Consider the following 26,794-nt stretch of genomic DNA (forward strand, 5'->3'; position numbering starts at 1 on the left):
GACCTGGGCAAGGTTCAGAGGGTCTGCGGTCTGCTACCGCACTCTCAGCGCTGTGGCGCTCCCCTGTCGGAATATGTAGGTGTACGTACGGGGCAAGAGTACAGCCCGCCATTTCGCGACAGCTCGACGGCTCCTGGCTACCGTTCGGTCGCGGCGAGTTGTCCGCAGGCCCCGTCGATCTCCTGGCCACGGGTGTCCCGGACGGTGACCGGCACTCCGTGCGCGGCGATCGCCTCGATGAAGGCCTTCTCGTCCTCGGGCCGGGAGGCGGTCCACTTGGAGCCGGGCGTCGGGTTCAGCGGGATCAGGTTGACGTGCACCGGCTTGCCCTTGAGCAGTCGGCCGAGCCGGTCGCCGCGCCACGCCTGGTCGTTGATGTCCCGGATCAGCGCGTACTCGATGGACAGCCGACGCCCGGACCTGGCCGCGTACTCCCATCCGGCGTCGAGGACTTCCCGCACTTTCCACCGGGTGTTGACGGGTACGAGGGTGTCGCGCAGTTCGTCGTCCGGCGCGTGCAGCGAGATGGCGAGCCGGCACTTGAAGCCCTCGTCGGCGAACCGGTGGATGGCGGGGACCAGTCCGACGGTCGATACGGTGATGCCGCGCTGCGACAGCCCGAGCCCGTCCGGCTCGGGGTCGGTGAGCGCCCGTATCGCGCCGATGACGCGCTTGTAGTTGGCGAGGGGCTCGCCCATGCCCATGAAGACGATGTTGGAGAGCCGGGCCGGCCCTCCGGGAATCTCCCCGTCGCGCAGGGCCCGCATCCCATCCACGATCTGGTGCACGATCTCGGCGGTCGACAGGTTCCGGTCGAGCCCGGCCTGTCCGGTGGCGCAGAAGGGACAGTTCATGCCGCAGCCCGCCTGCGAGCTGATGCACATGGTGACCCGGTCCGGGTAGCGCATCAGCACGGACTCGACGAGCGTCCCGTCGAAGAGCCGCCACAGGGTCTTGCGGGTGGTGTCCTGGTCGGTCGACAGATGCCGTACGACCGCCATCAGTTCGGGAAGCAGCGCTTCCTGAAGCTTGGTGCGCGAACCGGCGGGAATGTCGGTCCACTGCTCCGGATCGTGCGCGTACCGCGCGAAGTAGTGCTGCGAGAGCTGCTTGGCACGAAACGGCTTCTCACCGATCGCGGCAACGGCTTCCTTGCGCTCGGCTGGCGAGAGATCGGCAAGGTGCCGCGGCGGCTTCTTGGCTGCGCGGGGGGCGACGAAAGTGAGTTCTCCGGGCTTAGGCATGGCCATACAAGTGTCGCAGACATACGAAGAGGGGCTCGCCACCTGTGGACAACGAGCCCCTCACGTATGAATGTGCAGGTCAGCAGCGATACACAAGGGTCACCCAGAACCGACGAAGATCACCATCAGCAGCCACACCACGGGCGCCGTAGGCAGCAGCGAATCCAAGCGATCCATGATGCCGCCATGCCCCGGCAGCAGTGTCCCCATGTCCTTGATGCCGAGGTCCCGCTTGATCATGGACTCGCCGAGGTCGCCCAGGGTGGCGGTGACCGCGACCGCGAGGCCCATGAGCAGGCCCTGCCACCAGGTGCCGTCCTCGATCAGGAACTGCATGAACAGTGCGCCCGCCACCATGGCGAAGGCGACCGCGCCGAGCAGGCCCTCGCGGGTCTTGCCAGGACTGATGCGCGGGGCCAGCTTGTGCTTGCCGAAGCGCCAGCCGACGGCGTACGCGCCTGTGTCACTCACCACGGCCAGCGCCAGGAACGTGAGGACCCGCTTCGCACCGTCGTCGGCGGTGAGCATCATCGCCACGAACGTGGCCAGAAACGGGATGTAGAAGGCCGCGAAAACGCCCGCCGTGACGTCCTTGAGGTAGCCGTCGGGAGGTTCCGTCATGCGCCAGACGAGGACGGCGAGTGCGGTGAGCGCCATCGCCACCCAGGCGCCCTCTGCGCCCCGTACGTATCCGGCGACGACCATCGCGGCACCGCCGAGCGCGAGCGGCACGAGAGGTGCCTTGATGCTCTTGCGCTCCTGGAGCCGCGAGGTCAGCTCCCACAGGCCGACCACGACGGCGACCGCTATGACGCCGACGAAGACGGCCTTGACGACGAACAGCGATACGACGATCACCGCGCCGAGCGCGACGCCGACTCCTATGGCAGCGCCCAGGTCGCGGCCCGCGTTCTTCTTCTGCGGTGCGGACGCCGGCTCTGAGGCGCTGGACATGGGCTCCTGCGACTGAGGCTGAGGATGCGGTTGGTGCTGGGGTTGGGGCTGGTGGTGCGACGGGGCCCGGTGCGGCGGCGTCGACGGCGTCTCGTCGCGGAACAGGGGGCCACCCGACACGGCGGCCCCCCGGTCGTCATCCTGGTCTCCGCCATGCGCGGGTACGTCGGGCACGATGGGCATGGGGCGAGTCTGCTGGGCGTTGTGCGTGTCGTACGCGGGACCCGCCGGGGCAGCCCCCTGAGCGGGCCCCTGGTCGGACGGCCCCCAGTACCCGGCTTGTGGCGGCGCCCCCCAGGAAGAGTCGTTCATCAGACCTCGAGCAGCTCTGATTCCTTGTGCTTGAGCAGCTCGTCCACCTGGGCGACGTACTTCGCGGTGGTGTCGTCGAGCTCCTTCTCCGCACGGCGGCCCTCGTCCTCGCCGACCTCGCCATCCTTGATCATCTTGTCGATGGCGTCCTTGGCCTTGCGGCGGACGGACCGGATCGACACCTTGGCGTCCTCGCCCTTGGTCTTGGCGACCTTGATGTAGTCCCTGCGGCGCTCCTCGGTCAGCTCGGGGAACACCACCCGAATGATATTGCCGTCGTTGCTCGGGTTGACGCCCAGGTCGGAGTCGCGGATCGCCTGCTCGATGTTGCGCAACGCGCTCTTGTCGAACGGGGTCACCACGGCCATACGCGGTTCCGGCACCGAGAACGAGGCGAGCTGGTTGATCGGCGTCAGTGCGCCGTAGTAGTCGGCCACGATCTTGTTGAACATCGCCGGGTGCGCACGACCGGTGCGGATCGCGGCGAAGTCCTCCTTGGCGACCACGACGGCCTTCTCCATCTTCTCCTCGGCCTCGAGGAGGGTCTCTTCGATCACCACTTGCTCCTGCGTGTCTTGAGTAGGCCCGGCAGCTGTTCCTGGTCGGGGTCGGCAGCCGGCTGCGTCGCGTCTTATTACTGCACGGTTCCCGACCGGCAGGACATTGTCCATCCCCCGGTCAGGGTCCGTCCTCCTGGCAGGGACTGCGCCTGTCAGGCCCGGCTGCCCTGATCACCCACGAGAGTGCCGATCTTCTCACCCTTGACGGCGCGCGCGATATTGCCCTCCGCCAGAAGCTCGAAGACCAGGATGGGCAGCTTGTTGTCCCGGCAGAGCGTGATGGCCGTCATGTCGGCGACCTTCAGGTCCCGCGTGATGACCTCGCCATAGCTGAGCGAGTCGAACTTGACGGCCTCGGAGTTGGTCTTCGGATCGGAGTCGTAGACCCCGTCCACACCGTTCTTGCCCATCAGGAGGGCTTCGGCGTCGATCTCCAGGGCGCGCTGGGCGGCGGTGGTGTCGGTGGAGAAGTACGGCATGCCCATACCGGCGCCGAAGATGACCACGCGGCCCTTCTCCAGGTGGCGTACGGCACGCAGCGGGATGTACGGCTCCGCGACCTGCCCCATGGTGATGGCGGTCTGGACGCGCGAGTCGATGCCCTCCTTCTCCAGGAAATCCTGAAGGGCAAGGCAGTTCATGACCGTACCGAGCATGCCCATGTAGTCGGAGCGGGCCCGGTCCATGCCGCGCTGCTGCAATTCGGCGCCGCGGAAGAAGTTGCCGCCGCCGATGACGACGGCGATCTGGGCACCACCGCGGACGACGGCGGCCACCTCTCGGGCGATTTTGTGCACCACGTCGGGGTCGACGCCCAGCCCCCCGCCACCGGCGAACGCCTCACCGGAAAGCTTCAGCAGAAAGCGCCCCGCGCCTTTGCCGTGATCGCTCTTGTCGTCCTTGTCGGCCTTGGTGGTGGTCATGGAGATCTCGCCTCTTTTACGTGTCGCACATACGAAGAAGGCCATTGCCGGTGGGGTGTTCTCATCCCATGCGCGGCAATGGCCTCCTCGTCAGATCTGCTGTCGTCCGTCACGCACGCGCGCGTGCCCACGTGCGAGGACGACTGCTGTCGACCCTAGCGGGCTCTCGCGTGGAGCGCGGTACGGACTCAGATGCCGACCTTGATGCGCACGAAGCGCTTCAGGGTGACACCGGCCTCGTCCAGGACCTTCTGGACGGACTTCTTCTGGTCGAGCGCGTACGGCTGGCCGAGGAGCGTGGCGTCCTTGAAGAAGGCGTTGACGCGACCCTCGACGATCTTCGGCAGGGCGGCCTCGGGCTTGCCCTCGGCACGCGTGGTCTCCTCGGCGACCCGGCGCTCGCTCTCGACGACCTCGGCCGGAACGTCCTCACGGGAGAGGTACTTGGGCGCGAAGGCGGCGATGTGCTGGGCGATGCCCTTGGCGGTCTCGGCGTCCGGCTTGTCCAGCTCGACGAGGACACCGATCTGCGGGGGCAGGTCGGGCATGGTGCGGTGCATGTACGCGGAGACGTACGCGCCGGAGAACTGGGCGAAGCGGTCCAGGACGATCTTCTCGCCCAGGTTGGCGTTGGCCTCGTCGACGTACGCCTGGACCGTCTTGCCGGGCTCGATCTCGGAGGCGAGGAGCGCCTCGAGGTCGGCCGGGGAGGTGGCGGCGACGTGCGCGGCGAGCGCGTTCGCGGCGGCCTGGAACTTCTCGCCCTTGGCGACGAAGTCCGTCTCGCACTTCAGCTCGACGAGGACACCGGAGGTGTTGTCGTCGGCGATCAGGGAGACGACGGCGCCGTTCTCGGCGGAGCGGCCCTCGCGCTTGGCGACGCCCTTCTGGCCCTTGATGCGCAGGGCCTCGACGGCCTTGTCGACGTTGCCGTCGGCCTCGTCGAGCGCCTTCTTGCAGTCCATCATGCCGGCGCCGGTGAGCTCACGGAGCTTCTTGACGTCGGCGGCGGTGTAGTTCGCCATGATCAGTGAATCTCTTCTCGGAGTTCGAAGTCTCGAAGTCGGCGTCCGCCGCTGATCGGGCGGGCGTCCACCGAAGATCTACGGTCTACGGGTGAACGGCGGGCGGCGCGCTGGCGCCGCCCGCCGTCACTTGAGCCGTGACGCTGGAGCCAGGCCTACGACGCGGGGGTCAAGGCCTGCGACGCCGGGGTCAGGCCTGCTCGACCTCGGCCGGCTTCTCGGCCTCGGCGGCGGGGGCCTCAGCGGCAGCCTCGGCGGGGGCTTCGGCAGCAGCCTCGGCGGGGGCCTCAGCAGCGGCCGGGGCCTCGGCAGCGTCGGGGGCCGGCGCCTCGGTGGTGGCGGTGGCCTCCTCGGCCTTCTTCTCGCCACCCTCGAGCAGGTCGCGCTCCCACTCGGCGAGCGGCTCGCCCGCGGCCTTCTCGCCCTTGGCCTCGGCGGCGGCACCGGAGCGGGCGATGAGGCCCTCGGCGACGGCGTCGGCGATCACACGGGTGAGCAGGGTGACGGAGCGGATCGCGTCGTCGTTGCCCGGGATCTTGTAGTCGACCTCGTCGGGGTCGCAGTTGGTGTCGAGGATGGCGACGACCGGAATGTTGAGCTTCCGGGCCTCGCCGACCGCGATGTGCTCCTTCTTGGTGTCCACGATCCAGACGGCGCTGGGCACCTTCTGCATCTCGCGGATACCGCCGAGGGTCTTCTCCAGCTTGGCCTTCTCGCGGGAGAGGACCAGCAGCTCCTTCTTGGTGAGGCCGGAGGCGGCCACGTCCTCGAAGTCGATCTGCTCGAGCTCCTTCAGGCGCTGCAGGCGCTTGTAGACGGTCGAGAAGTTGGTGAGCATGCCGCCCAGCCAGCGCTGGTTGACGTAGGGCATGCCGACGCGGGTGGCCTGCTCGGCGATGGCCTCCTGCGCCTGCTTCTTCGTGCCGACGAACATGACCGTGCCGCCGTGGGCGACGGTCTCCTTGACGAACTCGTAGGCGCGGTCGATGTACGACAGCGACTGGAGCAGGTCGATGATGTAAATGCCGTTGCGCTCCGTGAAGATGAATCGCTTCATCTTCGGGTTCCAACGGCGGGTCTGGTGACCGAAGTGGACGCCGCTTTCCAGCAGCTCCCGCATCGTGACGACGGCCATGGCCGTACTCCTTGGTGTTCTCGGTTGTGCCGCGCGTGCCGGACGGCACCCGCGCCTGACGCCCGCGATGCGCCTGCCACTAGGGACCGAGGGGCGCTGACACCGGCTTTTGGGGGCCCGATGTCGGGGCGTGCGAAGTCGACCCGGTGACCCGGATCGCCACCAGAAGTGTACGGGACACGCGAGGCACCGGGTGACGCCGATGTCCACAACCGCCCGGTACTCCACAGATCCTGGCCATGATCCGCTTTTTCCCGCAGATCGCGGGACCGTTCTCGCATGCGAGCAGAACGATTCCGACGAGACCGACGACGTCAACGATGCCTTCGTACATGGCTGGCCTTGCTGTTGGGCCTCACGGTGGCCGCCCTCGGCATCGCCTTACCCGCTGCCGGGGCACCGGCTCCCGGCGGCGCGGACGATCCGGCACCGCCGGGAACCGATCCCCCGGTCCCGGCTGCCGGCCGCGCTTGGCCTGTTGGGGTACGCCCGCCGGTGACCCGCGGCTGGGTCCCGCCGACGACTGAGTACGGCCGGGGCCACCGCGGCGTGGACCTCGCGGCACCACCGGGTGCCCCGGTCCGCGCCGTAGCCCCCGGCCGTGTCTCCTTCGCGGGCAGGGTCGCGGGCCGCGGAGTCCTCTCGATCGAACTCGACAGCACCGGCGACCCTCCTCTGCGCACCACATACGAACCCGTGCGCGCGACAGCGAAGAAGGGAGACGAGGTAGCCCCGGGCGACATCGTCGGCGTCGTGGAACCCACGGGCTCCCACTGCCAGGCATCCTGCCTGCACTGGGGCCTACTCCGAGCCGGCACCTACCTGGACCCGCTTTCCTTGCTGCCCCCAGGGCTACTCCGCCGGGGTCCTTCACGCCTGCTTCCGGTCATCGGCGTACCGGAGGAGCCACCGACGTAGGGGGAGCAGTACTGACGTGGCTGGGCGTCGAGTCCAGACTGACGTGGCTGGGTGTCGCGTCCAAACTGGCGTTGCCGGATGTCGCGCCCGGTTGACTGTTTTGCCGCAGGGGCGGAGGGGGAGGGTGGGAAGCCCGGAAGAGCGAACTCACCCTCCAACCAGCCGAGCCAACCAGCCGAGAAGGCCCTCAGCCCCGTACCCCCCGCAACGCCATCTTCACAGCGGCTTCGGTGATGGCATCCGGGTCCTCGGCCGCGCCCAGCTCGATGCGCCGTACCGCCGCGTCCACGATGCCCTGAAGGAGCATGGCGGCCATACGGGGCTGGTCGTGGCCCATGTCCCCGAGCGCTTCCACGATCATGGCGACGAGGCCGCCGTGCGCGGCGCGGATCTTTTCTCGTGCTCCCGCGTCGAGTTCGCTCGCGGAGATGGCGACAACGGCCCGGTGCCGGCGGTCGCCGACCAGGGCGAGCTGTTGGCGGACATACGCCTCGACCTTGCCCTCGGGCGTCTGGGCCTGCGACATCGCCGCCTCGACCTCGGCCGCCCATACCGGGAAGTCGACCGCGCAGAGTTCTTCGACCACGGCCGCCCGTGACCGGAAGTACTCATAGACGGAGGACCGCGCGAGTCCCGTGCGCTCGGCGAGCGCGGGGAACGTCAGCGCCTCAGTCCCACCCTGCGACAGCAGTGATCGGGCCGCGTCCAACAGGGCGGCTCGCTGCATCGACCGGTGCTCGGCCACGGAGGCCGCTCGAATCCTTGGCACGCCTCCACTTTACGGATGGACCACCCGCGACGGGAGTGGCTCCGCATGACGGGGTCTGATCAGGACCTCTCGGCCCGGACGGTCCGAGACGCCCCGACCGAGACGATCCTTGACCAAGACGTCGTCCCAACCATGAGGATTCCCGGACCGAGACGACGGCCCGACCGAGAGGATCCCCGATCGAGACGACGCCTCGGCCCAAGGCAGCGGAGAGGGGCAGAAGGCCCGAGCTGGCCAAGCCAGCGGAAGTCGGCGGCTGTCAGCCACCGTCACCAGCAGTCAGCGTCCGAAGCTCGCCAGCTTCGCCCGTAGCTGGAGCACCGACTTCGTGTGAATCTGGCTGACCCGGCTCTCCGTCACCCCGAGCACGTTGCCGATCTCGGCAAGTGTGAGGCCCTCGTAGTAGTACAGCGTGACCACGGTCTTCTCGCGCTCGGGCAGCGTGTTGATGGCCCGTGCGAGAAATCGCCGCAGCTCGCGGTCCTCGGCGACCTCCACGGGGTTGTCGGCCGCGGTGTCCTCGAGCGTGTCCATCAGGCTCAGCCGGTCGCCGCTCTCGCCTCCGGCGTGCAGCAGCTCCTCCAGGGCGACCACGTTCGCCAGCGACAACTGGCTGAAGACGGCGTGGAGTTCATCGACCCCGATGCCCAATTCGTCGGCCACCTCGCCCTCCGAGGGGCTGCGCCGCAGCCGGGCCTCCAGCGTCGCGTAGGCCCGCTCGACGTTGCGCGCCTTCTGCCGCACGGATCGCGGAATCCAGTCCAGGGCCCGCAGTTCGTCGATCATCGCGCCCCGGATCCGGGTGATCGCGTACGTCTCGAACTTGATCTCCCGCTCGATGTCGAACTTCTCGATCGCATCGATCAGCCCGAACACCCCGGACGAGACGAAGTCCGCCTGCTCCACATTCGGCGGCAGCCCCACACTCACCCGGCCCGCGACGTACTTGACCAACGGCGAGTAGTGCAGGATCAGCTGCTCGCGCAACCGCTCGTCGCCCGTTGCCTTGTACGACCTCCACAACTCGTCGAGCGTCGAGGGCGCGGGCGGCCGCACGTCGCCGTGGGCAGCGGGGGGAACAGCCGCCCGGTCAGACCCGGAGGTGTGCTGGGGCATTCGTCGTCTTGTGCCGTTCTGCCGTGAACAGGGGGTGCCTGAGTGAGCTGTCGGTCCGAGGTCGAGGTGCTTGGCTGGGTTGCTTGGCTGGGTTGCTTGGCTGGCTCGGTTGTTTGGGTTGCTTGGCTGGGTTACTTGTTTCGGTTGCTTGTCGCAGTCGGAATCCCCGTGAGCGTAGCGTGACTGGAGAGTCGCAGTGAGCGAAGAGCGGGGGATCCACCATGCGCAGATACGTTCCGCTGGGCGCCCCACAGGGTCACGTCCGTCGCCGTACGTGACCGTCGCAAGGCGCCAACTGCGGGAACTGCCAGGGACATCGGGGTGTCGCCCGGACGGGGGAACACGCTGGGTCAGCATCGCCCCCGATCCAGGTGGACGGGGATCATCGCCTCGCGTGTCAACTTCCAGCCGTCGCCGTGTCGTTCGACGTAGCCAAGTGACCGGAGTTCGTACAGCTTCCCGACCGCGTCGTCCTGCGTCGTCCCGGCGCCCCTGGCGATCTCCTCGGCCGACGCGATCCTTCGGGCGGGCAGCGCGGCAAGCACTCGGCGAGCGTCCGGGTCCAGGAGGTCCCGCGGGAGTACCGGCCCGCGCCGGTCCGGCGCCAGGTCACCCATGTCGCCGACCAGCTCGGCGATCTCGGCGGCGTCGGTGACGAGCACCGCGTCGCCACGCAGCAGTTCGTGCACACCGGCCGAGAGCCCGCTGGTGGCGGGGCCCGGCACTCCTATGGTGTAGCGCCCCAAGCGCTGTGCGGCGCGCGCGGTCACGAGTGCGCCGCTGCGGTAGGCGGCCTCGACGACCACCGTGCCGCGGGTCAGCGCCGCGATGACCCTGTTGCGGAGGATGAATCTGCTCGGCGTTGGGTGATCGCCGGGTGGCAACTCTCCGATGACCAGGCCCTGTTCCGCGATCCTGGTGATCAACTGGGTGTGTCCGCGCGGGTACGGCTGGTCGACCCCGCAGGCGAGCACGGCGACGGTGGCTCCGCCGGCCCCGAGGGCACCGCGATGCGCCGCACCGTCGACTCCGTACGCGCCTCCGGACACCACGACCCAACCCCGCTCCGCGAGCCCCGCGCCGAGGATGGCTGCCATATGGGCGCCGTACTCGGTGCAGGCCCGGGCGCCCACGACCGCGACGGAGCGCAATGCCCATATCCGCAGATTGGGCCGCCCTCGTACCCATAGTCCGATGGGCCGCGCGTCCCCCAGGTCGTCGAGCTGCGCCGACCACTCGGGGTCGCCGGGACATACGAACCGCATCCCGGCGTCGCGCGCGGCCGCCAGGTCCCGCTCCGGATCCGTCTGCTGGGCTCTGGCTCGCAGGCCCGCCCACCGTTTGTCCGTCACCCCCGGCAGCTGTTCTCCGCGTCCAAAGAGGCGCCGCACCACCTCGCCGGCCCCGAGTTGCCGGAGCCAGCGCCCGCAGACCTCGTCCCCAGGTTCGATGACGCGCGCGAGAAAAACCCGGTGCAGCCGCTCGTCGCCCGCGCTCACCCGCTCGCCATCTCCGTTCACCTGCTCATCCCCACCGCTCACGCGCTCATCGCCCCCTCTCAGGCGCCCATCGCCACCGCTGACGCGCTCTTCACCCACGCTCACGCGTCCTTCGCCCCAGCTCACGCGCTCATTGCCTCCGCTCACGACATCGCTCCGATCGCCATCGGCACCCCCTGCGGCACACCGGTGCGCAGTTGCAGGGCGAGGGCGACATCCGTGGCGTCAGGCCGGTCGTGGCCGACGAGGTCCGCGATGGTCCAGGCGACGCGCAGTACGCGATCGAGGCCGCGGGCGGTGAGGAGGCCGCGCTCCAGGCTTCGTTCGGCGTCGTCCATGGCGCCGATCGACGCATACCACCGGCTGCGCAGCTCGCTTCCCGGGACCTCGCTGTTCGTCCGCCATGGTGTGCCTTTGAGACAAGGCCATGAAGTTATGGTTCAGCGGCTGGTGGCAAGGGGTGCTTGATCTGGCGGAACGCAGAGTGCAGGAAGCGGAGCCCCGGTAGAACTGACAGTCGACCAAGACATGTCGTTCACAAAGACCGGAGGCTCCGCTGTCCGTGCAGTGTGTCATCACCCGCGAGATCGCGGTAGCCGAGGGCCTCTACGCGCCAGGCCATCTGGGCGAGCTGACCCAGATCGTGCCGTTCGAGATGGTCGATACGGTGCTCGCCGAGTGCGGGGCCGTTCAGCGTCGGCTGCGCAAGCTGCCTGCCCGCGTCGTCGTCTACCTGCTGCTGGCCGCCGCGTTGTTCGAGGACTGCGGCTACCGCGCCGTGTGGGGCAAGCTGACTGCCGCGTTGGATGCGCTGCCGCTGCCGAGTGTCACGGCAACAGCCCTGTGGCATGCCCGCTGCCGCCTGGGACCCCGCCCGCTGCAGGCCCTGTTCGACCTCCTGCGCGGCCCGGCGAGCACGATCGGTACCACCGGGGCACGCTGGGCCCACCTGCTGGTCGTCGCCATCGACGGCACCTACCTCGACGTCCCCGACAGCCCCCACACCCGCGCCTGCCTGGGCAAGGGGTCCAACCGGTTCAACACCGCCGGCTACCCGCAGATCTGCCTGACCGCCCTGGTCGCCTGCGGCACCCGCGCCGTCCTGGACGCGGCCTTCGGACCACGCAGCACCGGCGAGACCACCTACGGCCGGCGCCTGCTGCGCTCCCTGACACCCGGAATGATCGTGCTGCTGGACCGCGGCTTCAGCGGCAACGCCTTCCTTGAGCACACCGCCGCCACCGGAGCCGACTTCCTGGCCCGCCTGACCGCCACCCGCAAACCGCCCCTCCTGCGGCGCCTGCCGGACGGCTCCTTCCTCTCCCGCATCGCCACCGTCGACGTCCGCATCATCGAATGCGAGATCACCATCACCACCACCGCCGGACGCCACACCGGCGTCTACCGTCTGGCGACCACCCTGCTCGACCACCGCACCCATCCCGCGTTCGAGCTGGTCAAGCTCTACCACGAACGCTGGGAAGTGGAGTCCGCCTACTTCGCGATCAAGAAATCCATGCTCGGCCGCCGGGTCCTGCGCGCCCGCACCATGCCCGGCATCGCCCAGGAGGTCTACGCCCTGCTCACCGTCTACCAGGCCATCAGGACCGCCATCGCCGACGCCACCGGCACCGTCCCCGGCACCGACCCAGACCGCGCAAGCTTCTCCGCCGCCCTCCAAGCCGCCCGCGACCAGGTCGTCCAGGCCGCGAACGTGATCGCCGGCACCACCATCGACCTCGTCGGCGCCATCGGCCACGCGGTCCTGAACCAGCTCATGCCCGCCCGCCGCCTGCGCGTCAGCCCCCGCGCCGTCAAACGCCCCCTGTCCCGCTACGCCTATAAAAGTCTCCGCGTCGACCGACGCACCTACAAGGCCACCATCAGCATCGACATCCTCTCGACAACAGCCATCAGCCCATAACTTCATGGCCTTGGCCTTTGAGACGGGCCGCCGAGCGCTCCCTGGCCGCTCGTACCCGGTCGGCGACCGTCGAGGTGGGTTCGCCCCGCAGACCGGCGTCGGTCAGCTCCGAGCGCGTGACGCGGTCCACCTCGACCCTGAGGTCGACCCGGTCGAGCAGCGGACCGGAGAGCCGGGCCTGGTAGCGGCGGATCATCAGAGTGGAGCACTCGCAGGCGTTGCCCGTCTGCGAGAAGCGGCCACAGGGGCACGGATTGGCCGCGAGCACCATCAGGAATCTCGCCGGGAAGCGCACGACACCTGCGGTGCGCGCGATCACAACGTGTCCCGCCTCCAAAGGCTGGCGCAGCGCGTCCAGCGCCCGGCTGCTGAACTCCGGGGTTTCGTCGAGAAAAAGAACCCCACGGTGAGACAACGACACCGCGCCGGGTCGTGCGATTCCCTGGCCGCCACCGACCAGCGCTTGCATCGTGGCCGAGTGGTGGGGCGCGCAGTAGGGCGGGGTGTCGATGAGGGGCTTTCCCGGAGGAAGCAGGCCCGCGACGGAATGGACCGCCGTGACTTCCAGCGACTCCTGCCTGTCGAGTGGCGGCAGGATGGCCGGCAGCCGCTCGGCGAGCATCGTCTTGCCGGCACCCGGCGGACCTTCCAGGAAAAGATGGTGACCTCCGGCGGCGGCGACCTGCACCGCTGTCCGCGCCGAACGCTGGCCGACGACATCGGCGAGGTCATGGCCATGGTCGTGCTGTGCGGCGCCCATGCTGTGCATCCCGGAAGCTGCACGGGTGCCCGGCATGCGCAAGCCCGCGAGGAGCGGGTCGGGGCGGCCCGGTTCGTCCGGTTCCTCTTCGGGCACCGGCTCGTCGGTGAGGACGGCGATCAGCTGGCGCAGGCTACGGACGCCGAGCACCGAGACGCCGGGCACCAGCGAGGCCTCGGCAGCGGCGCACTCGGGTACCACCACCTGTTCGTATCCGGCGTCGGCCGCGGCGAGCACCGCGGGCAGTACGCCCCGTACCGGCCGCACCCGGCCGTCCAGGCCGAGCTCCCCGATCATCACGATGTCGGGGAGGACCCGGGGGTCGATCCGCTCGGAGGCTCCCAGTACGGCGCAAGCAACAGCAAGATCAAAACCGCTGCCGCCCTTCGGCACCGAGGCGGGGCTGAGCCCCACGGTGAGCTTCTTCTGGGGCCATTCGCCGCCGGAGTTGACGACGGCCGCTCTGACTCGGTCCCTGCTCTCGCTCAGGCTCTTGTCGGGCAGTCCGACCAGAGTGAAGGCCGCGATCCCCGGTTCCAGGTCCGCCTGGACCTCGACGACGACGCCCTCTACGCCGACCAGCGCCACTGAGCACGTACGGGCGAAACCCATCAGGCCGCCCCCCGTACATGCTCGACGACGGGCGCGCCGCGGTCGGGGAGAAGAACGCCGACGACATCGATCCGTACGCCGCCTGGTGGCGCTCCTCCGTGTTCCTGCACCCAGCGCTCGGCCAGTCCCCGCAGCCGCTCCGCCTTGAGGGGCGTGATGCCGGCCATCGGGTGCTCGAAGGCACCGGCCCGGCGGGTTTTGACCTCGCAGACGACGACCGCGTCGCCGTCCCGGGCCACGATGTCGATCTCACCGGTCCTGCCACAGCGCCAGTTGCGCTCCAGGACCGTCATCCCGGCCTCGCCCAACCGCCGCGCGGCCAGGTCCTCGCCGTACTTGCCGAGTGCGCCTCGTGCAGTGCGTGCGTTCATGTCGGCACCACCTCCGGCGCCAACGATGAGGGCAGCTCAGCAAGCTATTGGATCTTGGTGGACAAGTCTGGGCTTGTGGATAAGACGGCCACTCTTGTGAGTGATCAGCGACCGTCGGTACCTCCGGTCAGCGGCCGTCGGCACCTCCGGATCACCGGCCGCCAGCAGCTGCGAATCAGCTGCTCGGCAGCTCGAGGTCGCTCTTGTTCAGCTCCTCAATGTTCACGTCCTTGAACGTGAGTACTCGGACCTGCTTCACGAATCGAGCAGGCCGGTACATGTCCCACACCCAGGCGTCCGCCATGGACACCTCGAAGAACACTTCACCCTGAACCGAGTGAACCTGCATTTCATAGTCGTTCGTGAGGTAGAAGCGCCGCTCGGTCTCGATCACGTATTTGAACAGACCGACGACGTCGCGGTACTCCCGGTAGAGCTTCAGCTCCATCTCGGTCTCGTACTTCTCGAGGTCCTCGGCGCTCATGGCATGTTCCCCTTCAGCCGTGCGTCCCCCTATTGTGCGCCAGCCCCGCGAGCCCCTAGACGATTTCGGTGTCCAGGATCTCGGGCCTGGCCGGGGGACCCTCGTCGAGCAGCCTGCTCAGCAGCCCGGCGAGTCTGGTCGGATACACCGTCTCATGTGCCTGGAGTAGTTCCTGGCACGTCCACCAGCGTGCTCCTGCGACACTGCGTCGTTCCAGCTCGGTCAGACCGAGGGCCTCGGTGGCCGTCTGAGACGTACGGGCCAGGAAATACCATTCGTCCTGGTCCCAGCGGCGTCCTGCGAACGGGAACGAGCATGTCCGCCGCCAGAGCACCGGACCGAGCTCGACGTCGGTGATGCCGGTCTCCTCCGCGAGTTCCCGCAATGCGGCTTCCTCGCGCGTCTCCTCGCCTTCCACGCCGCCGCCCGGGGTGAACCACCAGTCGTCCGACGGATCCTCGGGCTCATGGCCGTGCAGCAGCAGGATGCGGTCCCGCGGATCGAGAAGCACCACCCGCGCGACCTTCCGCAGCTCACCGAGTCCCTCCCGCCCCTTGGGAGGCTCACCGAGATCCTGAGGCGCGTCAGCCGGCAAGGACCTGCTCCTTGGCCGGCGTAGCGCTCCGCCGCCGCGCCGCCCGCTGAGCGAGCGGCCCGTACGCGGCGCCGCCGAGGACCAGTACCGCGCCCGTCACGATCGCGGCGAGGACCAGCCTCAGCGGCCCGGGCTGGGAAATGCCGCCGAGCGTCTCGAAGCCGGTGGCTCGGTCCAGCACCCCGTTCATGGGCCACACCACCGCGTCGACCCGTGCGTCCACCGAGCTGCGCGGCACCGAACCGTTGCCGGCCTCCGTGAGATGGGCGGTCGAGTCGAGGGAGCCGCTGCGCTCGTCACCGAGCAGGAAGAGCCGGCCTTCGGGAACCTTGACGGTCGGGATCTTGCTCGCCCGGGCCTCGGAACCCTTGGCCAGGTACGGTTCGTCGATCTGCTTGCCGTTGACGGTCAGCTTGCCGTCCGTGCAGCAGGCGACCGTGTCGCCGCCGACCGCGACGACCCTCTTGACCATGGGGACGTTGCCCCAGCTGTCCTGCCTGAAGACGACGACGTCGCCACGCTGGACCTCCCTGCCGTCGATCCGCTCGGCGAGGATCCGGTCGCCGACCGCGATGGTGGGCGTCATCGATGCCGTCGGCACGGTGTACGGCTGGTAGACGATGACGCCCCAGGCGAATCCTCCGAGGAAGAGCACACAGCCGAGGGCCACAGCCAGGTTCGACAGCTTGCTGCCGAGCCGTCCGTGGCCCTCGTCCGTACGACGTGTCTGGCTCATCCCAGTGCTCCCCCAACTCGGAGAATCGACCCCGGAGCCCTGGTTCCGGCCCTCGGAAGATCGGCGATCTGGGACGGCACCCTACCTGGCGGTAGCGCGCCCAGAAACCCTGGCGTTTTCAACGGTGATCCGGCGCCTGCGCCACAACACCAGGGGCACCGCGCCCGCGAGGCCGAGCGCGCCCGGAGCCGCGGCACTGAGTCCCTGGTCGAAGGTGTCCGGCACCGGCAGCGTGGACCAGCGGGTGGGCGGCCAGGCGACCACGATGGCGCGGCCCACGACGTTGTCCACGGGGACGAAGCCTTTGTTGTCGTCCTGCTGGTGGTAGCGGGAGTCCAGCGAGTTCTGCCGGTGGTCACCCATGACCCAGATTTTGCCCGTGGGTACCGTCTTCTTGAACTGGCCGCCCGAGTCGTCGACGCTGCACGGCGTGTTCCCGGGGTAGACGTAAGGCTCGTCCAGTTCCTTGCCGTTGACCTTCAGCGGCCCGGTGCCCTTGCACTCGATGGTGTCTCCGGCGACCGCGACGACCCGCTTGATGAGGTCCTTCTCGTCGGCGGACGGCATCAGGCCGATCCAGCTGAGGGCCGTCTGGATCGCGTTCGGATTGGGGGCCGGCTCGCCCGCCAGCCAGCCGTCGGGGTCGTGGAAGACGACGACCTCGCCGCGCTCGGGCTCGGAGCCGAACCACGGGGTGAGCTTGTCGACCAGGACGCGGTCCCCCTGCTGAAGGGTGTTCTGCATCGAGTCCGAGGGGATCGAGAACGCCTGTACCAGGAAGGTCTTGATCAGCAGCGCGAGGACCAGGGCGATACCGATGAGGAGCGGGAGTTCCTTCCAGAAGGACCGCTGCTTCTTCGGCTTCGGGGCATCCCCGTCGCCCTGCTCGTGCCCGTCACCGCCATCTCCGGCTCCGGAGTCACCCCCGGAGGGCACGACATGCTCAGTGGCCGGGGGAGCCGTCGTCTCGGGTCGCTCCGGTTTGTCCTCCGGACCCTCGTGTCCGGACCGTGCTCCGACCGCCAAATCCCCCACATCCACTCCTCACTCCGTGCCACCGACTGCGCCCGATGCGGCGCAGGCCCACCACTCCCATAACGAGCGGGAGTTCCGCAGGGCTCGGGAGCGGGATCAATCCATATCGATCCGCATTGGCCACCCTATGCGACGCGCCGAGGGCGGTGGTCGACCCGCCTGGCGCGTCGGGTACGGACGCATAGGTCTCCGGTTCATCCAGGCCTCGCCAGTGGCCGATGGGCCAGGCGATGACCATGGCACGGCCGACGACCTCCTCTTCGGAAACGGTGCCGTTATAGGCCTCGTTGCGGTGGAAACGGGAGTCGGCGGAGTTCTCCCGGTGGTCGCCCATGACCCACAGACGGCCCGTGGGCACCTTCACCTCGAACCGAAAGGAGGAGGGTTTGTTGCCGGGATGGATGTAAGCCTCATTGATGGGCATGCCGTTGACGGTGACGCGGCCCTGGGCGTCGCAGCACTTGACGGTGTCGCCGCCGACCGCGACGACCCGCTTGATCAGGTCCCGTTCGTTCTCGGAGGGCAGCAGGCCGATGAAGGTCAGCACCTGCTTGACCTGCTTGACGACGATGGGGTCGTCCTGCTTCGGGATCGGCTGCTCGTCCTCGAGCCATCCTCCGGGGTCCTTGAAGACGACGACGTCGCCACGGGTGGGCTTGGAGCCGAACCACGGGGTGAGCTTGTCGACCAGGACACGGTCGCCGATCCGGATGGTCTGCTCCATGGAGCCCGACGGGATCACGAAGGCCTGGACGAGGAACGTCTTCAGAACGAGAGCTATGAGCAGGGCGACACCTATGAGGAGCGGAATCTCCTTGATCGCCGAGCGCTGCCTGCGCCGCTTGACCTTGCGGGCGAGCTTGCGCCGCTCGGCCCGGCCGGGGCCTACGCGGCCGCTCGTCGGCCGGTATCCGGTGGGCAGTCGGGTGTCGACGCGGTGGCTTCCGCGTGGTCGTCCTCGGTTACCCATGCGCACCGACCGTGGTGTTCAGCTCGTTCGCCTCCGGTTCGGGCACGCGCGCGTAGACGTCGGCGGGGTCCAGGCGGGTCCAGTGGTCTGTGGGCCAGGCGATCCAGTCGGCTCTGCCGATCACGTCGCCGACGGGGACCATGCCGCCGCCCGGTGAGCCCAGGTGGTCGCGGGAGTCGCTGGAGTCGCCGCGGTGGTCTCCGAGGACGAACAGGGTGCCGTCCGGCACAACGACGTCGAAGGGCGCCTCGGACGGCTTGTTCCCCGGGTACAGAAACGTCGATTCGTCGACCGACCGGCCGTTCACCTCGATCCTCCCCTGCCTGTCGCAGCAGACCACGTGGTCTCCCCCCACACCGACGACTCGTTTGATGTAGTCGGCGGCACCGAAATGGCCCGTGCCGTCGAACACGAGGACATCGCCGCGGTTCGGCTCGGCACCAAAACGGTACGCCAACTTATTTACGAGAACGCGGTCCCCGATCCTCAATCCTGGCTCCATCGAACCACTGGGAATTTGGAACGGCTGCATCACAAACCGACTCAAAAGCAGCAGAAAAACCAAGCAGGCGAGCACTGTGAGACTGATGCGACCACCGGGAAGCCAGTCGGCTGTCCGGGACACCAACGAGAAACGCGACCGTCCTTCCGTCCCCTCTGTGGCCGAGATCTCCTCGGCTTCGGTGGGGCGGGAGGAGCGGTCGCGCTCCGTCGACTGTGCTTCGGCGTCCATCGGGCCAGATGCTATCCGGCCCGCATATGAACCCGGCGCGAGCTCAGCTCTCGCGCTTCTCCTTGATCTTCGCGGCCTTGCCGCGCAGGTCGCGCAGGTAGTACAGCTTCGCGCGACGGACGTCACCGCGGGTGACGAGCTCGATCTTCTCGACGATCGGGGTGTGCACCGGGAAGGTGCGCTCGACGCCGACGGAGAACGAGACCTTGCGGACCGTGAAGGTCTCGCGGACACCGGCGCCCTGGCGACGGATGACTACGCCCTTGAACTGCTGCACACGGGAGCGGTTGCCCTCGATGACGCGGACGTGGACGTTGACCGTGTCGCCCGGGCGGAAGGCCGGGACGTCGCTGCGCAGCGACGCGGCGTCGACGGAGTCGAGCAGGTGAGACATGATCGTCTGCTTTCTTCGCTGATGCCACAGGTCATCAACGGGAACTAGGTTTCCGGGAGGTGGGCTGCCGTGTCGGGGCGGGCGTCGTATCCCCCTGTGGCAGGGGCGCACGCTGGACGACGTACAGCAGCGCTCTATTCTTCCACGCCCTCTGGCCTGCGCCAAAATCGGCCGTAGGGCTTCCCCTCCGGGTCCGGCGCCCAGCCCAGGATGGAGAGCATTTCGCGGTCCTTCTTGTCGAAGACCGAGGGGTCGCAGTGCTCGATGAGGTCTGGCCGGTTGGCTGCCGTACGCCGCAGGGCCTCGTCCCGGCGCCAGCGGGCGATCTTCCCGTGGTGGCCGCTGAGCAGGACGTCCGGGATGCCTCGGCCGCGCCACTGGGGTGGCTTCGTGTAAACGGGCCCCTCCAGGAGGCTCGCCATGGCGCCTGGTGCGAAGGAGTCGTCCCTGTGTGACTCGGCATTGCCCAGGACTCCGGGCAGCAACCGGGCCACGGCCTCCGTGATCACGAGTACGGCCGCCTCGCCGCCGGCCAGGACGTAGTCGCCGATGGAGACCTCGTGGACGGGCATCCGGGTCGCGTACTCGTCGATGACTCGGCGGTCGATGCCCTCGTAGCGGGCCGGCGCGAAGAGCAGCCAGGGGCGCTCCGAGAGCTCGACGGCGAGTTCCTGAGTGAAGGGCCGTCCGCTGGGCGTCGGGATGACCAGGGCGGGCTTGTGAGAGCCGGTCTCGTAGCCGTCTGCGAGCACGGAGTCCAGGGCGTCGCCCCAGGGCTCTGTCTTCATGACCATGCCGGGGCCGCCGCCGTAGGGGGTGTCGTCGACGGTGCTGTGCCGGTCGTATGTCCACTGCCGCAGATCATGGACGTGCACATTCAGCTGTCCACGCGCGCGTGCCTTGCCGACGAGGGAGACGTTCAGGGGCTCCAGGTACTCGGGGAAGATCGTGACGACGTCGAGCCGCATTACGCCTCTTCTCCGGAGGGCGCGTTTTCGGCCTCCCTGGAGGAGTCGATTTCCGCTTCGGCCTCCCTGGAGGACACGATTTCGGCCCGGTCGTCGATCAGCCCCGGAGGCGGGTCGATGACCGCCCGCTGCTCCTCCAGGTCGATCTCTACGACGATCTCCGCGACGAACGGGATCAGCGCCTCGCTGCCGTCGGGCCGTTCCACCACGAAGAGGTCCTGCGAAGGCAGATGCGAGATCTCCGTGATACGTCCGACCTCGGCGCCGTCCTTCGTGACGACGTCCAGGTCCATCAGCTGGTGGTCGTAGTACTCGTCCGGCTCCTCGGGCGTCTCGTCCGGGTCGACCTCGGCGATCAGCAGGGTGTTGCGCAGCGCCTCGGCCGCGTTCCGGTCGCGTACGCCCTCGAAGCGCAGCAGCAGCCGGCCGCTGTGCACCCGGCCCGTCTCGATGGTCAGCGGACCTGCCGAGGCGGGCTCCGTGGCCAGTACGGCGCCGGGCGCGAGCCGCAGCTCCGGCTCGTCGGTGCGTACCTCGACGGTGACCTCGCCCTTGATGCCGTGGGCGCGGCCTACGCGAGCGACTACCAGCTGCACTGTGTTCGGTCTCCTGTCGTGTGCCTACGGCACTACTCGTAGACGACTGCGGGCCGGGGACGGCCCAGTGGCCCTCCCCGGCCCGAGCCGGTGTTGCTAATACGTCAGCGAACCTGATCCACGTCGACGAGGTCGACGCGGACTCCACGGCCGCCGATGGCGCCCACGACGGTGCGCAGGGCGCGCGCGGTGCGACCGTTGCGCCCGATCACCTTGCCGAGGTCGTCGGGGTGCACCCGGACTTCGAGGACCCGTCCGCGGCGCAGGTTGCGCGAGGCGACCTGCACATCGTCGGGGTTGTCCACGATGCCCTTCACGAGGTGCTCGAGAGCCTCCTCGAGCATGCTCAGGCCTCGGTCGACTCAGAGGAAGAAGACTCGGCCTTGGCCTCGTCCTTCTTCTCAGCCTTCTTCTTCGGGGTGATGGCCTCACCCTTGCCCTCGTCGTCGCCGCCAAGGGCCTCGAACGACGGACGGGCGGCCTTCTCGGCCGGCTGCAGCAGCGGCGGCGGGGCGGGCTCGCCCTTGTACTTCTGCCAGTCGCCGGTCTTCTTCAGGATGGCGAGAACGGGCTCGGTCGGCTGGGCGCCGACGGACAGCCAGTACTGCGCGCGCTCCGAGTCCACCTCGATACGCGAGGGGTTCTGTACCGGGTGGTACAGGCCGATCTCCTCGATGGCCCGGCCGTCACGGCGGGTACGGGAGTCGGCGACGACGATGCGGTAGTGAGGCGAACGGATCTTGCCCAGTCGCTTCAGCTTGATCTTGACTGCCACGGAAGTGGTGTCTCCTGGTCTTGACGTGGTTGGGCACGGCGAGATTGCCGCGTGGGGTTGCGGTACCCGAGTGCCCGATGGACGCGTCAGCCGGAGGAGAGAGGGGTCCTGTGCGGCTGTCGAGTACAGCCAGCCATTCTGCCATACGTGGACGGGCATGCCGAACCGGGGCCGTGGCCGTCACCAGGACGGCCACGGGCGTCACCGGCCCCGTGCGGGGCGCCGCTCAGCCCGCTGCGGCGCCGACCACCTCGGGGATGCGGAACGGCTTCCCGCAGCCGCCGCAGACGATGGGTGCCTGGGCGAGGACCGACGGGACGACGCGGACGTTACGCCCGCAGTCGCAGACCGCCTTGACCCGGACACCGCCTCCGGAGGAGCCGTGCCGGGCGGCCGGGCCCCGGAAGCTGCGGGCCGTGTCGGCGGAGGTCGCGGCGGAGTGCGCCTTGAGGGCGCGGGTCAGCCGCTCGATCGTCGGGCGGTAGCGCCGCTTCGCCTCGGGGCTGAGCGTGACCAGCGAGAAGCCACTGCTGGGATGCGGCTCCTCGGGGTGGTCGAGGCCCAACTCCTCGGCGATCGCCAGGAATCTGCGGTTGTGGTACCGGCCGGCGCGCGAGGTGTCTCGGACTCCTCGGGCGGCGGCGATGCCGTGGACTGCTTCGTGAAGCAGTCGTTCGAAGGAGAGCTCGTGTCCGCAGGCGGACGACGATTCTCCGATCAGGGACTCGGGCGCGGCAAGATCCGGCAGTTCGGGGTGGTGCCGCTGAATATCGGCCCACGCCCCTGCCAGCTCTGCGGCGAGAACAGGTGGTGTCGTGCTCACGTCGTGACAACGAGCCTGAGTGCCCGTGTGTTCCTATTCCGGGGCATCCCAAATAAATTGCACGTACCCGTCAGTTGCCGCTGATACGTCCGGACGAGGGCGGGTGCGCTGATCTGCGGAGAAGCCTCACAGCTCATACCAAGCCGGTACGTAGTAATACGTACGCCCACCCGTCTCCCACCGCCACCCTCAAACGAGCCCCTTCGGGCCACCCCTTCTGTTCGACACGTAGACCATGTCCACGCGCCGGGGCACCTGTGGCCATCAACGGCGCAAGAGGCGTTTCAGCCGCTCTCGTCAGGCCCTAGTGGGCCTCAGTAGGCGCGCGCGACAACGGCGACGTTACCGGGTGCGTCCTCGGACTCGGGAACCGACCCGTCCTCCGCGACCAGACACCGTACGGTCACCGCGTGCTCGGCCAGCTTGGCCTCACCTTCCGCGCCGAGAGCGGCCCACGGGATCCGCGCCCAGCCACCCGACGCCGCCGCCTCGACGGCCTCCTCGATCGTCGACACCGCAGCCGTACGGGACTCACGGCGCTCCCGCGACTGCCGCAGGAGCAGCGCCTGGTCGTCCTCCAGGACGGCGGGAAGCAGGCCGGCGAGTGAGTCGATCGCCACCGGATCCTTGCTGCCGGGGATGCGCCGGGCCAGCATCGCGGTGCCGTTCTCCAGGTCACGGGGGCCGACCTCGATGCGTACGGGTACGCCCTTGAGTTCCCAGTCCACGACTCGGCGGCCGAACGGCACGTCCGTACGGTCGTCCACCTGGACGCGTACACCCGCTGCCTTCAGCCGGTCGCCCAACTCCCGGACCTTGGTCAGAACCGCGTCATCGCCCTTCACGGCGAGGACGACGGCCTGGACGGCGGCGAGTCGGGGCGGGACCCGGAGACCGTCGTCGTCGCCGTGCATCATCACCAGGGCGCCGATCATGCGGGTCGTCGATCCCCAGGAGGTCTGCCAGACCAGTTCCTGCGTGCCCTCTTTCGACAGGAAGCGGGTGTTGAACGCCTTCGCGAAGTTCTGGCCGAGTTCATGGCTGGTGCCCAACTGGAGCGCCTTGCCGTCGCCCATCATGCCCTCGAGCGTGAGGGTGTTGATGGCGCCCGCGAAACGCTCCCTGGTGGTCTTGCGGCCCAGGACGACATCCATCGCGAGGGTGTTCTCCATGAAGTCCGCATAGACGTGGCGCTGGATGCGGGCCGCGAAATCACGCGCCTCCTCGTACGTGGCGTGCGCGGTGTGCCCCTCCTGCCACAGGAACTCGGTGGTCCGCAGGAAGAGGCGCGGACGCAGCTCCCAGCGCACCACGTTCCCCCACTGGTTGATCAGCAGCGGCAGGTCGCGGTAGCTCTGCACCCACTTCGAGAAGGAAGCGTTGGTGATCATCTCTGAGGTGGGGCGGACGACGGCGGGCTCCTCGAGCTCCTTGCCGCCTCCATGGGTGACGACGGCCAGCTCGGGTGCGAAGCCCTCGACGTGATCGGCCTCCCTGGCGAGGTACGACTGCGGGATCAGGAGCGGGAAGTACGCGTTCTGGGTGCCCGTCTCCTTGATGCGGGCGTCCATGTCCTGCTGCATCCGCTCCCACAGCCCGTACCCGTACGGTCGGATCACCATGGTGCCGCGGACCGGACCGTTGTCGGCCAGCTCGGCCTTGGTGATCAGATCCTGGTACCAGCGCGGAAAATCGTCCGCCTGGAGAGTGAGAACAGGTGCCTTTGCCATGGCGCGAAGAGTACGGCGGCCACTGTCCCGATCGTCACCGAATTATTCCTCCGCACGCCAACCAGCCAGGGCGCATTGAGGCGCATACGGGTGGCACTCAAGCAGACGGCCTCAACCCCTGGACGCCACGACGAGCGCGGAGTTTCCTGGCATACGGGGGGAGTGCGGAGCGCACTGCACGGGGGCAAAGGAAACGGGGCACAGTAGCAACTCTCGGTGGATTGGGGCGCTTTATGACACCTACGCTCGTGCGGCAGCACCTGCCTCACACTGGACCCACGTCCCGTGTGGACCCGTGCTCACGCGCGCGTGACTGGGCCGAGATCCAGGAACGGATGCTCGTCCCGCTCTACGAAGCCGTCTACGAACGACTCGAAGTAGGCCCCTCGACCCGCCTACTCGGCCTCGGCTGCGGTTCCGGCCTCGCCCTCCTGATGGCGGCCTCACGGGGCGCCACGGTCACCGGTGTCGACGCGTGCACACCCGAACGGCTGGCCCTCGCGCGGGAACGTCTGCTGCCCGAAGCGTGGGGCACGCGCGCGCGTGCGGGCGCACAAGACGTACGGCTGGTCGACGGGCCCCCGGAGGAGGCCGAAAACGCGGATGCGCCCGCGTACAACCTGGTGACCGCCTTCGAACCGATCGGCTGCACGGCCGGCGACTCCGAAGGTCTCGGTGAACTCCTTCAGGCCGCGACACCGCTCGCCGCCCGCGGCACCCCGGTGGTCCTCGTCGGCTGGGGCCCGCCGGAACGCTGCACCACCTCGTCCGTGCTGCGGGTCGCCACCAAACTGGCGGACCCCCTGCGCAGCCCGGGCAGCTGGCGCCCGGCCCGCCGCGACGACCTGGAGGAGGTCGCCCAGCGCTCCGGCCTGCGGCCCGACGGCTCCGGACGCGTGGCCTGCCCCTTCGGGTACGCCGACATGGACAACGCCGTACGCGGACTGCTGTCCACCGGCCTCTTCGACGCGGCCGCCGCCGCGACCGACCAGGCCCAGGTCGACAAGGAGCTGACGGAAGCACTCCATGCTCATCAGCGGCACGACGGCACGGTGTGGATGCCGAATGTGTTCAGGTACCTGATCGCGCGTACGCCGTAGCGCAGATACGTCGCTGGGGGTGCCCTCCCGAAGAAGGGCGCCCCCAGCGACGTACGAGCGAAAAGCGTGTGGGACGAACCCGTCAGCGCATGAACTTCTTGAACTCGTCGGGCAGTTCGAAGTCCTGCGGCGGCTGACCGCCCGGCAGGCCCAAGGCGCCGCCGGCCTGGCTGGCGGCCTCCCGGCGGGCGGCGGCTTCCTGCTCCTGCTGCTTGCGCTTCATCGGGTTGCCCGAGCGCTGCTTGCCCTTGGCCTTCTTGGGAGCCTTCTTCGTCCGGCCGGCGCCACCGCCCGAGCCCGGCATCCCGGGCATACCCGGCATGCCGCCGCCCTGGGCCATGCGCGACATCATCTTGCGCGCCTCGAAGAACCGCTCGACCAGGCCCTTCACCGCGCTGACCTCGACACCGGAACCCTTGGCGATACGGGCGCGCCGCGAGCCGTTGATGATCGTCGGCTCCTGGCGCTCGGCCGGAGTCATCGACTTGATGATCGCGGCCGTACGGTCGACGTCGCGCTCGTCGAGGTTGTTGATCTGGTCCTTGATCTGGCCCATGCCCGGGAGCATGCCGAGCAGCTTGGAGATGGAGCCCATCTTCCTGACCTGCTCCATCTGCTCCAGGAAGTCGTCGAGCGTGAAGTCCTTGCCCTTGCTGGACGCCAGCTTCGAGGCCATCTTCTCGGCCTCTTGCTGCGAGAAGGTCTGCTCGGCCTTCTCGATCAGCGTGAGCATGTCGCCCATGCCGAGAATGCGGGACGCCATGCGGTCCGGGTGGAACGCGTCGAAGTCGTCCAGCTTCTCGCCGTTCGAGGCGAACATGATCTGGCGGCCGGTGACATGTGCGATCGACAGCGCCGCACCACCGCGGGCGTCACCGTCGAGCTTCGACAGGACCACGCCGTCGAAGCCGACGCCGTCCCGGAAGGCCTCCGCGGTGTTCACCGCGTCCTGACCGATCATCGCGTCCACGACGAAGAGGACCTCGTCCGGCGAGACCGCGTCACGGATGTCAGCGGCCTGCTGCATCATCTCGGTGTCGATACCGAGGCGGCCCGCGGTGTCGACGATGACGACGTCGTGCAGCTTCTGCTTCGCGTACTCGATGGAGTCCTTGGCGACCTGGACCGGGTCGCCCACGCCGTTGCCCGGCTCGGGCGCGAAGATGCCGACGCCCGCGCGCTCGGCGACGACGCTCAGCTGGTTCACGGCGTTCGGGCGCTGGAGGTCGCAGGCGACGAGCACGGGGGCGTGGCCCTGGCTCTGGAGCCACTTGCCGAGCTTTCCGGCGAGGGTCGTCTTACCGGCACCCTGCAGACCCGCGAGCATGATCACGGTAGGAGGCTGCTTGGCGAAGCGCAGCCGGCGGGTCTCGCCGCCGAGGATGCCGACGAGCTCCTCGTTGACGATCTTGATGACCTGCTGGGCCGGGTTGAGGGCCTGGGAGACCTCGGCGCCGGTCGCCCGCTCCTTGACCTGCTTGATGAAGGCGCGCACCACCGGGAGCGCGACGTCCGCCTCCAGCAGGGCGATACGGATCTCGCGTGCCGTGGCGTCGATATCCGCCTCGCTCAGCCTGCCTTTCCCTCGGAGGGATTTGAAGGTGGCTGCAAGGCGATCGGAGAGAGTATCGAACACGGCGGCGTCGGTCCTCGCATCGGTGACGGGTATGGGTCGCCCTCCAGGGTATCTGGCCCGGCAAGCGAATCGTCCCTGCCCGCTGCAGTCAGCGGGC

The 26,794-nt window shown here is 68.5% G+C and carries 27 protein-coding genes and 2 pseudogenes; 3 read left to right on the plus strand and 26 right to left on the minus strand.

Annotation, left to right across the window (positions count from 1 at the left end):
• Positions 1–137 precede the first annotated feature (137 nt).
• The 6 genes from rlmN to rpsB form a co-directional block, all read right to left on the minus strand.
• Positions 138–1,244, minus strand: a complete 1,107-nt coding sequence (gene rlmN / locus OHT21_RS12525; protein WP_328768349.1) for a 23S rRNA (adenine(2503)-C(2))-methyltransferase RlmN — start codon at positions 1,242–1,244, stop codon at positions 138–140.
• 99 nt (positions 1,245–1,343) lie between these two features.
• Entirely contained in the window at positions 1,344–2,510 is a 1,167-nt protein-coding gene (locus tag OHT21_RS12530; protein WP_328768350.1) for a phosphatidate cytidylyltransferase, read from the minus strand.
• Positions 2,510–3,067 (minus strand): ribosome recycling factor, encoded by a 558-nt coding sequence (gene frr / locus OHT21_RS12535; protein WP_033321128.1) that lies wholly within the window; start codon positions 3,065–3,067, stop codon positions 2,510–2,512. The genes OHT21_RS12530 and frr overlap by 1 nt, the downstream gene beginning before the upstream one ends.
• Before the next feature lie 155 nt (positions 3,068–3,222).
• Positions 3,223–3,993: a UMP kinase gene (gene pyrH / locus OHT21_RS12540; RefSeq protein ID WP_328768351.1), complete on the minus strand. Its 771-nt coding sequence runs from the start codon at positions 3,991–3,993 to the stop codon at positions 3,223–3,225.
• Positions 3,994–4,181: 188 nt separating this feature from the next.
• Positions 4,182–5,018 carry a translation elongation factor Ts gene (gene tsf, locus OHT21_RS12545; RefSeq protein ID WP_328768352.1) on the minus strand — a complete coding sequence of 279 codons (837 nt, stop codon included), beginning with the start codon at positions 5,016–5,018 and terminating at the stop codon, positions 4,182–4,184.
• 190 nt (positions 5,019–5,208) lie between these two features.
• Positions 5,209–6,153 (minus strand): 30S ribosomal protein S2, encoded by a 945-nt coding sequence (rpsB, locus tag OHT21_RS12550; RefSeq protein ID WP_328768353.1) that lies wholly within the window; start codon positions 6,151–6,153, stop codon positions 5,209–5,211.
• 279 nt (positions 6,154–6,432) lie between these two features.
• Between rpsB and OHT21_RS12555 the strand changes: the two genes are divergently transcribed.
• Entirely contained in the window at positions 6,433–7,071 is a 639-nt protein-coding gene (locus OHT21_RS12555) for a M23 family metallopeptidase (protein WP_328768354.1), read from the plus strand.
• Positions 7,072–7,258: 187 nt separating this feature from the next.
• Here the strand turns inward: OHT21_RS12555 and OHT21_RS12560 are convergent, their stop codons facing one another.
• From OHT21_RS12560 to OHT21_RS12575, 4 genes and pseudogenes are all read right to left on the minus strand, one after another.
• Positions 7,259–7,816, minus strand: coding sequence for a TetR/AcrR family transcriptional regulator (locus tag OHT21_RS12560; RefSeq protein WP_328774061.1), 558 nt, complete (start codon positions 7,814–7,816; stop codon positions 7,259–7,261).
• 303 nt (positions 7,817–8,119) lie between these two features.
• Positions 8,120–8,956 (minus strand): RNA polymerase sigma factor WhiG, encoded by an 837-nt coding sequence (gene whiG / locus OHT21_RS12565; protein ID WP_328768355.1) that lies wholly within the window; start codon positions 8,954–8,956, stop codon positions 8,120–8,122.
• Positions 8,957–9,306: 350 nt separating this feature from the next.
• Positions 9,307–10,497: a DNA-processing protein DprA gene (gene dprA / locus OHT21_RS12570; protein ID WP_443050355.1), complete on the minus strand. Its 1,191-nt coding sequence runs from the start codon at positions 10,495–10,497 to the stop codon at positions 9,307–9,309.
• A gap of 101 nt (positions 10,498–10,598) precedes the next feature.
• Positions 10,599–10,874 (minus strand): annotated as a pseudogene (locus OHT21_RS12575) (ATP-binding protein); the annotation flags it as partial.
• A gap of 143 nt (positions 10,875–11,017) precedes the next feature.
• On the opposite strand from OHT21_RS12575, the gene OHT21_RS12580 reads away from it, so the two are divergent.
• Positions 11,018–12,379, plus strand: a complete 1,362-nt coding sequence (locus OHT21_RS12580; RefSeq protein WP_328767071.1) for an IS4 family transposase — start codon at positions 11,018–11,020, stop codon at positions 12,377–12,379.
• A gap of 13 nt (positions 12,380–12,392) precedes the next feature.
• Here OHT21_RS12580 and OHT21_RS12585 read toward each other — a convergent pair.
• The 15 genes and pseudogenes from OHT21_RS12585 to proS form a co-directional block, all read right to left on the minus strand.
• Positions 12,393–13,751: pseudogene (locus tag OHT21_RS12585) on the minus strand (YifB family Mg chelatase-like AAA ATPase); the annotation flags it as partial.
• Positions 13,751–14,122 carry a YraN family protein gene (locus OHT21_RS12590; RefSeq protein WP_328768356.1) on the minus strand — a complete coding sequence of 124 codons (372 nt, stop codon included), beginning with the start codon at positions 14,120–14,122 and terminating at the stop codon, positions 13,751–13,753. The pseudogene OHT21_RS12585 and the gene OHT21_RS12590, both read right to left, overlap by 1 nt.
• 175 nt (positions 14,123–14,297) lie before the next feature.
• Positions 14,298–14,606 carry a DUF2469 domain-containing protein gene (locus OHT21_RS12595; RefSeq protein ID WP_055510545.1) on the minus strand — a complete coding sequence of 103 codons (309 nt, stop codon included), beginning with the start codon at positions 14,604–14,606 and terminating at the stop codon, positions 14,298–14,300.
• A gap of 55 nt (positions 14,607–14,661) precedes the next feature.
• Entirely contained in the window at positions 14,662–15,138 is a 477-nt protein-coding gene (locus tag OHT21_RS12600) for an NUDIX hydrolase (protein ID WP_328774063.1), read from the minus strand.
• Positions 15,139–15,190: 52 nt separating this feature from the next.
• Complete coding sequence (gene lepB, locus OHT21_RS12605; protein WP_328768357.1) at positions 15,191–15,937, minus strand: signal peptidase I; 747 nt, start codon at positions 15,935–15,937, stop codon at positions 15,191–15,193.
• An 81-nt stretch (positions 15,938–16,018) separates the two neighbouring features.
• Entirely contained in the window at positions 16,019–16,972 is a 954-nt protein-coding gene (lepB, locus tag OHT21_RS12610) for a signal peptidase I (protein WP_328768358.1), read from the minus strand.
• Positions 16,881–17,942: a signal peptidase I gene (gene lepB / locus OHT21_RS12615; RefSeq protein ID WP_328768359.1), complete on the minus strand. Its 1,062-nt coding sequence runs from the start codon at positions 17,940–17,942 to the stop codon at positions 16,881–16,883. The genes lepB (OHT21_RS12610) and lepB (OHT21_RS12615) overlap by 92 nt, the downstream gene beginning before the upstream one ends.
• A complete protein-coding gene (gene lepB, locus OHT21_RS12620) occupies positions 17,935–18,675 on the minus strand; it encodes a signal peptidase I (protein ID WP_328768360.1) in 741 nt (246 codons plus the stop codon). Before lepB (OHT21_RS12620) ends, lepB (OHT21_RS12615) begins: the two co-directional genes overlap by 8 nt.
• 43 nt (positions 18,676–18,718) lie before the next feature.
• Positions 18,719–19,069 (minus strand): 50S ribosomal protein L19, encoded by a 351-nt coding sequence (gene rplS, locus OHT21_RS12625; RefSeq protein ID WP_019760519.1) that lies wholly within the window; start codon positions 19,067–19,069, stop codon positions 18,719–18,721.
• A gap of 134 nt (positions 19,070–19,203) precedes the next feature.
• Positions 19,204–20,037, minus strand: a complete 834-nt coding sequence (gene trmD / locus OHT21_RS12630) for a tRNA (guanosine(37)-N1)-methyltransferase TrmD (RefSeq protein WP_328768361.1) — start codon at positions 20,035–20,037, stop codon at positions 19,204–19,206.
• Entirely contained in the window at positions 20,037–20,633 is a 597-nt protein-coding gene (rimM, locus tag OHT21_RS12635; protein ID WP_328768362.1) for a ribosome maturation factor RimM, read from the minus strand. The genes trmD and rimM overlap by 1 nt, the downstream gene beginning before the upstream one ends.
• A gap of 104 nt (positions 20,634–20,737) precedes the next feature.
• Positions 20,738–20,977 (minus strand): RNA-binding protein, encoded by a 240-nt coding sequence (locus OHT21_RS12640; RefSeq protein WP_014176063.1) that lies wholly within the window; start codon positions 20,975–20,977, stop codon positions 20,738–20,740.
• 2 nt (positions 20,978–20,979) lie between these two features.
• Positions 20,980–21,408 carry a 30S ribosomal protein S16 gene (gene rpsP / locus OHT21_RS12645; RefSeq protein ID WP_328768364.1) on the minus strand — a complete coding sequence of 143 codons (429 nt, stop codon included), beginning with the start codon at positions 21,406–21,408 and terminating at the stop codon, positions 20,980–20,982.
• Between the two features lie 226 nt (positions 21,409–21,634).
• The gene (locus tag OHT21_RS12650) at positions 21,635–22,231 is read right to left on the minus strand and encodes a hypothetical protein (RefSeq protein ID WP_328768366.1); all 597 of its coding nucleotides are present in this window, start codon (positions 22,229–22,231) and stop codon (positions 21,635–21,637) included.
• Between the two features lie 314 nt (positions 22,232–22,545).
• Positions 22,546–23,961: a proline--tRNA ligase gene (proS, locus tag OHT21_RS12655; RefSeq protein ID WP_328768367.1), complete on the minus strand. Its 1,416-nt coding sequence runs from the start codon at positions 23,959–23,961 to the stop codon at positions 22,546–22,548.
• A 233-nt stretch (positions 23,962–24,194) separates the two neighbouring features.
• On the opposite strand from proS, the gene OHT21_RS12660 reads away from it, so the two are divergent.
• On the plus strand, positions 24,195–25,061 hold the full coding sequence (locus OHT21_RS12660) for an SAM-dependent methyltransferase (protein ID WP_328768368.1): 867 nt from the start codon (positions 24,195–24,197) through the stop codon (positions 25,059–25,061).
• 82 nt (positions 25,062–25,143) lie between these two features.
• On the opposite strand, the gene ffh is transcribed toward OHT21_RS12660, so the two are convergent.
• Complete coding sequence (gene ffh / locus OHT21_RS12665; protein ID WP_328768369.1) at positions 25,144–26,697, minus strand: signal recognition particle protein; 1,554 nt, start codon at positions 26,695–26,697, stop codon at positions 25,144–25,146.
• Between the last annotated feature and the right edge of the window lie 97 nt (positions 26,698–26,794).

The sequence above is a fragment of the Streptomyces sp. NBC_00286 genome (assembly GCF_036173125.1).
Taxonomy (GTDB): Bacteria; Actinomycetota; Actinomycetes; order Streptomycetales; family Streptomycetaceae; genus Streptomyces.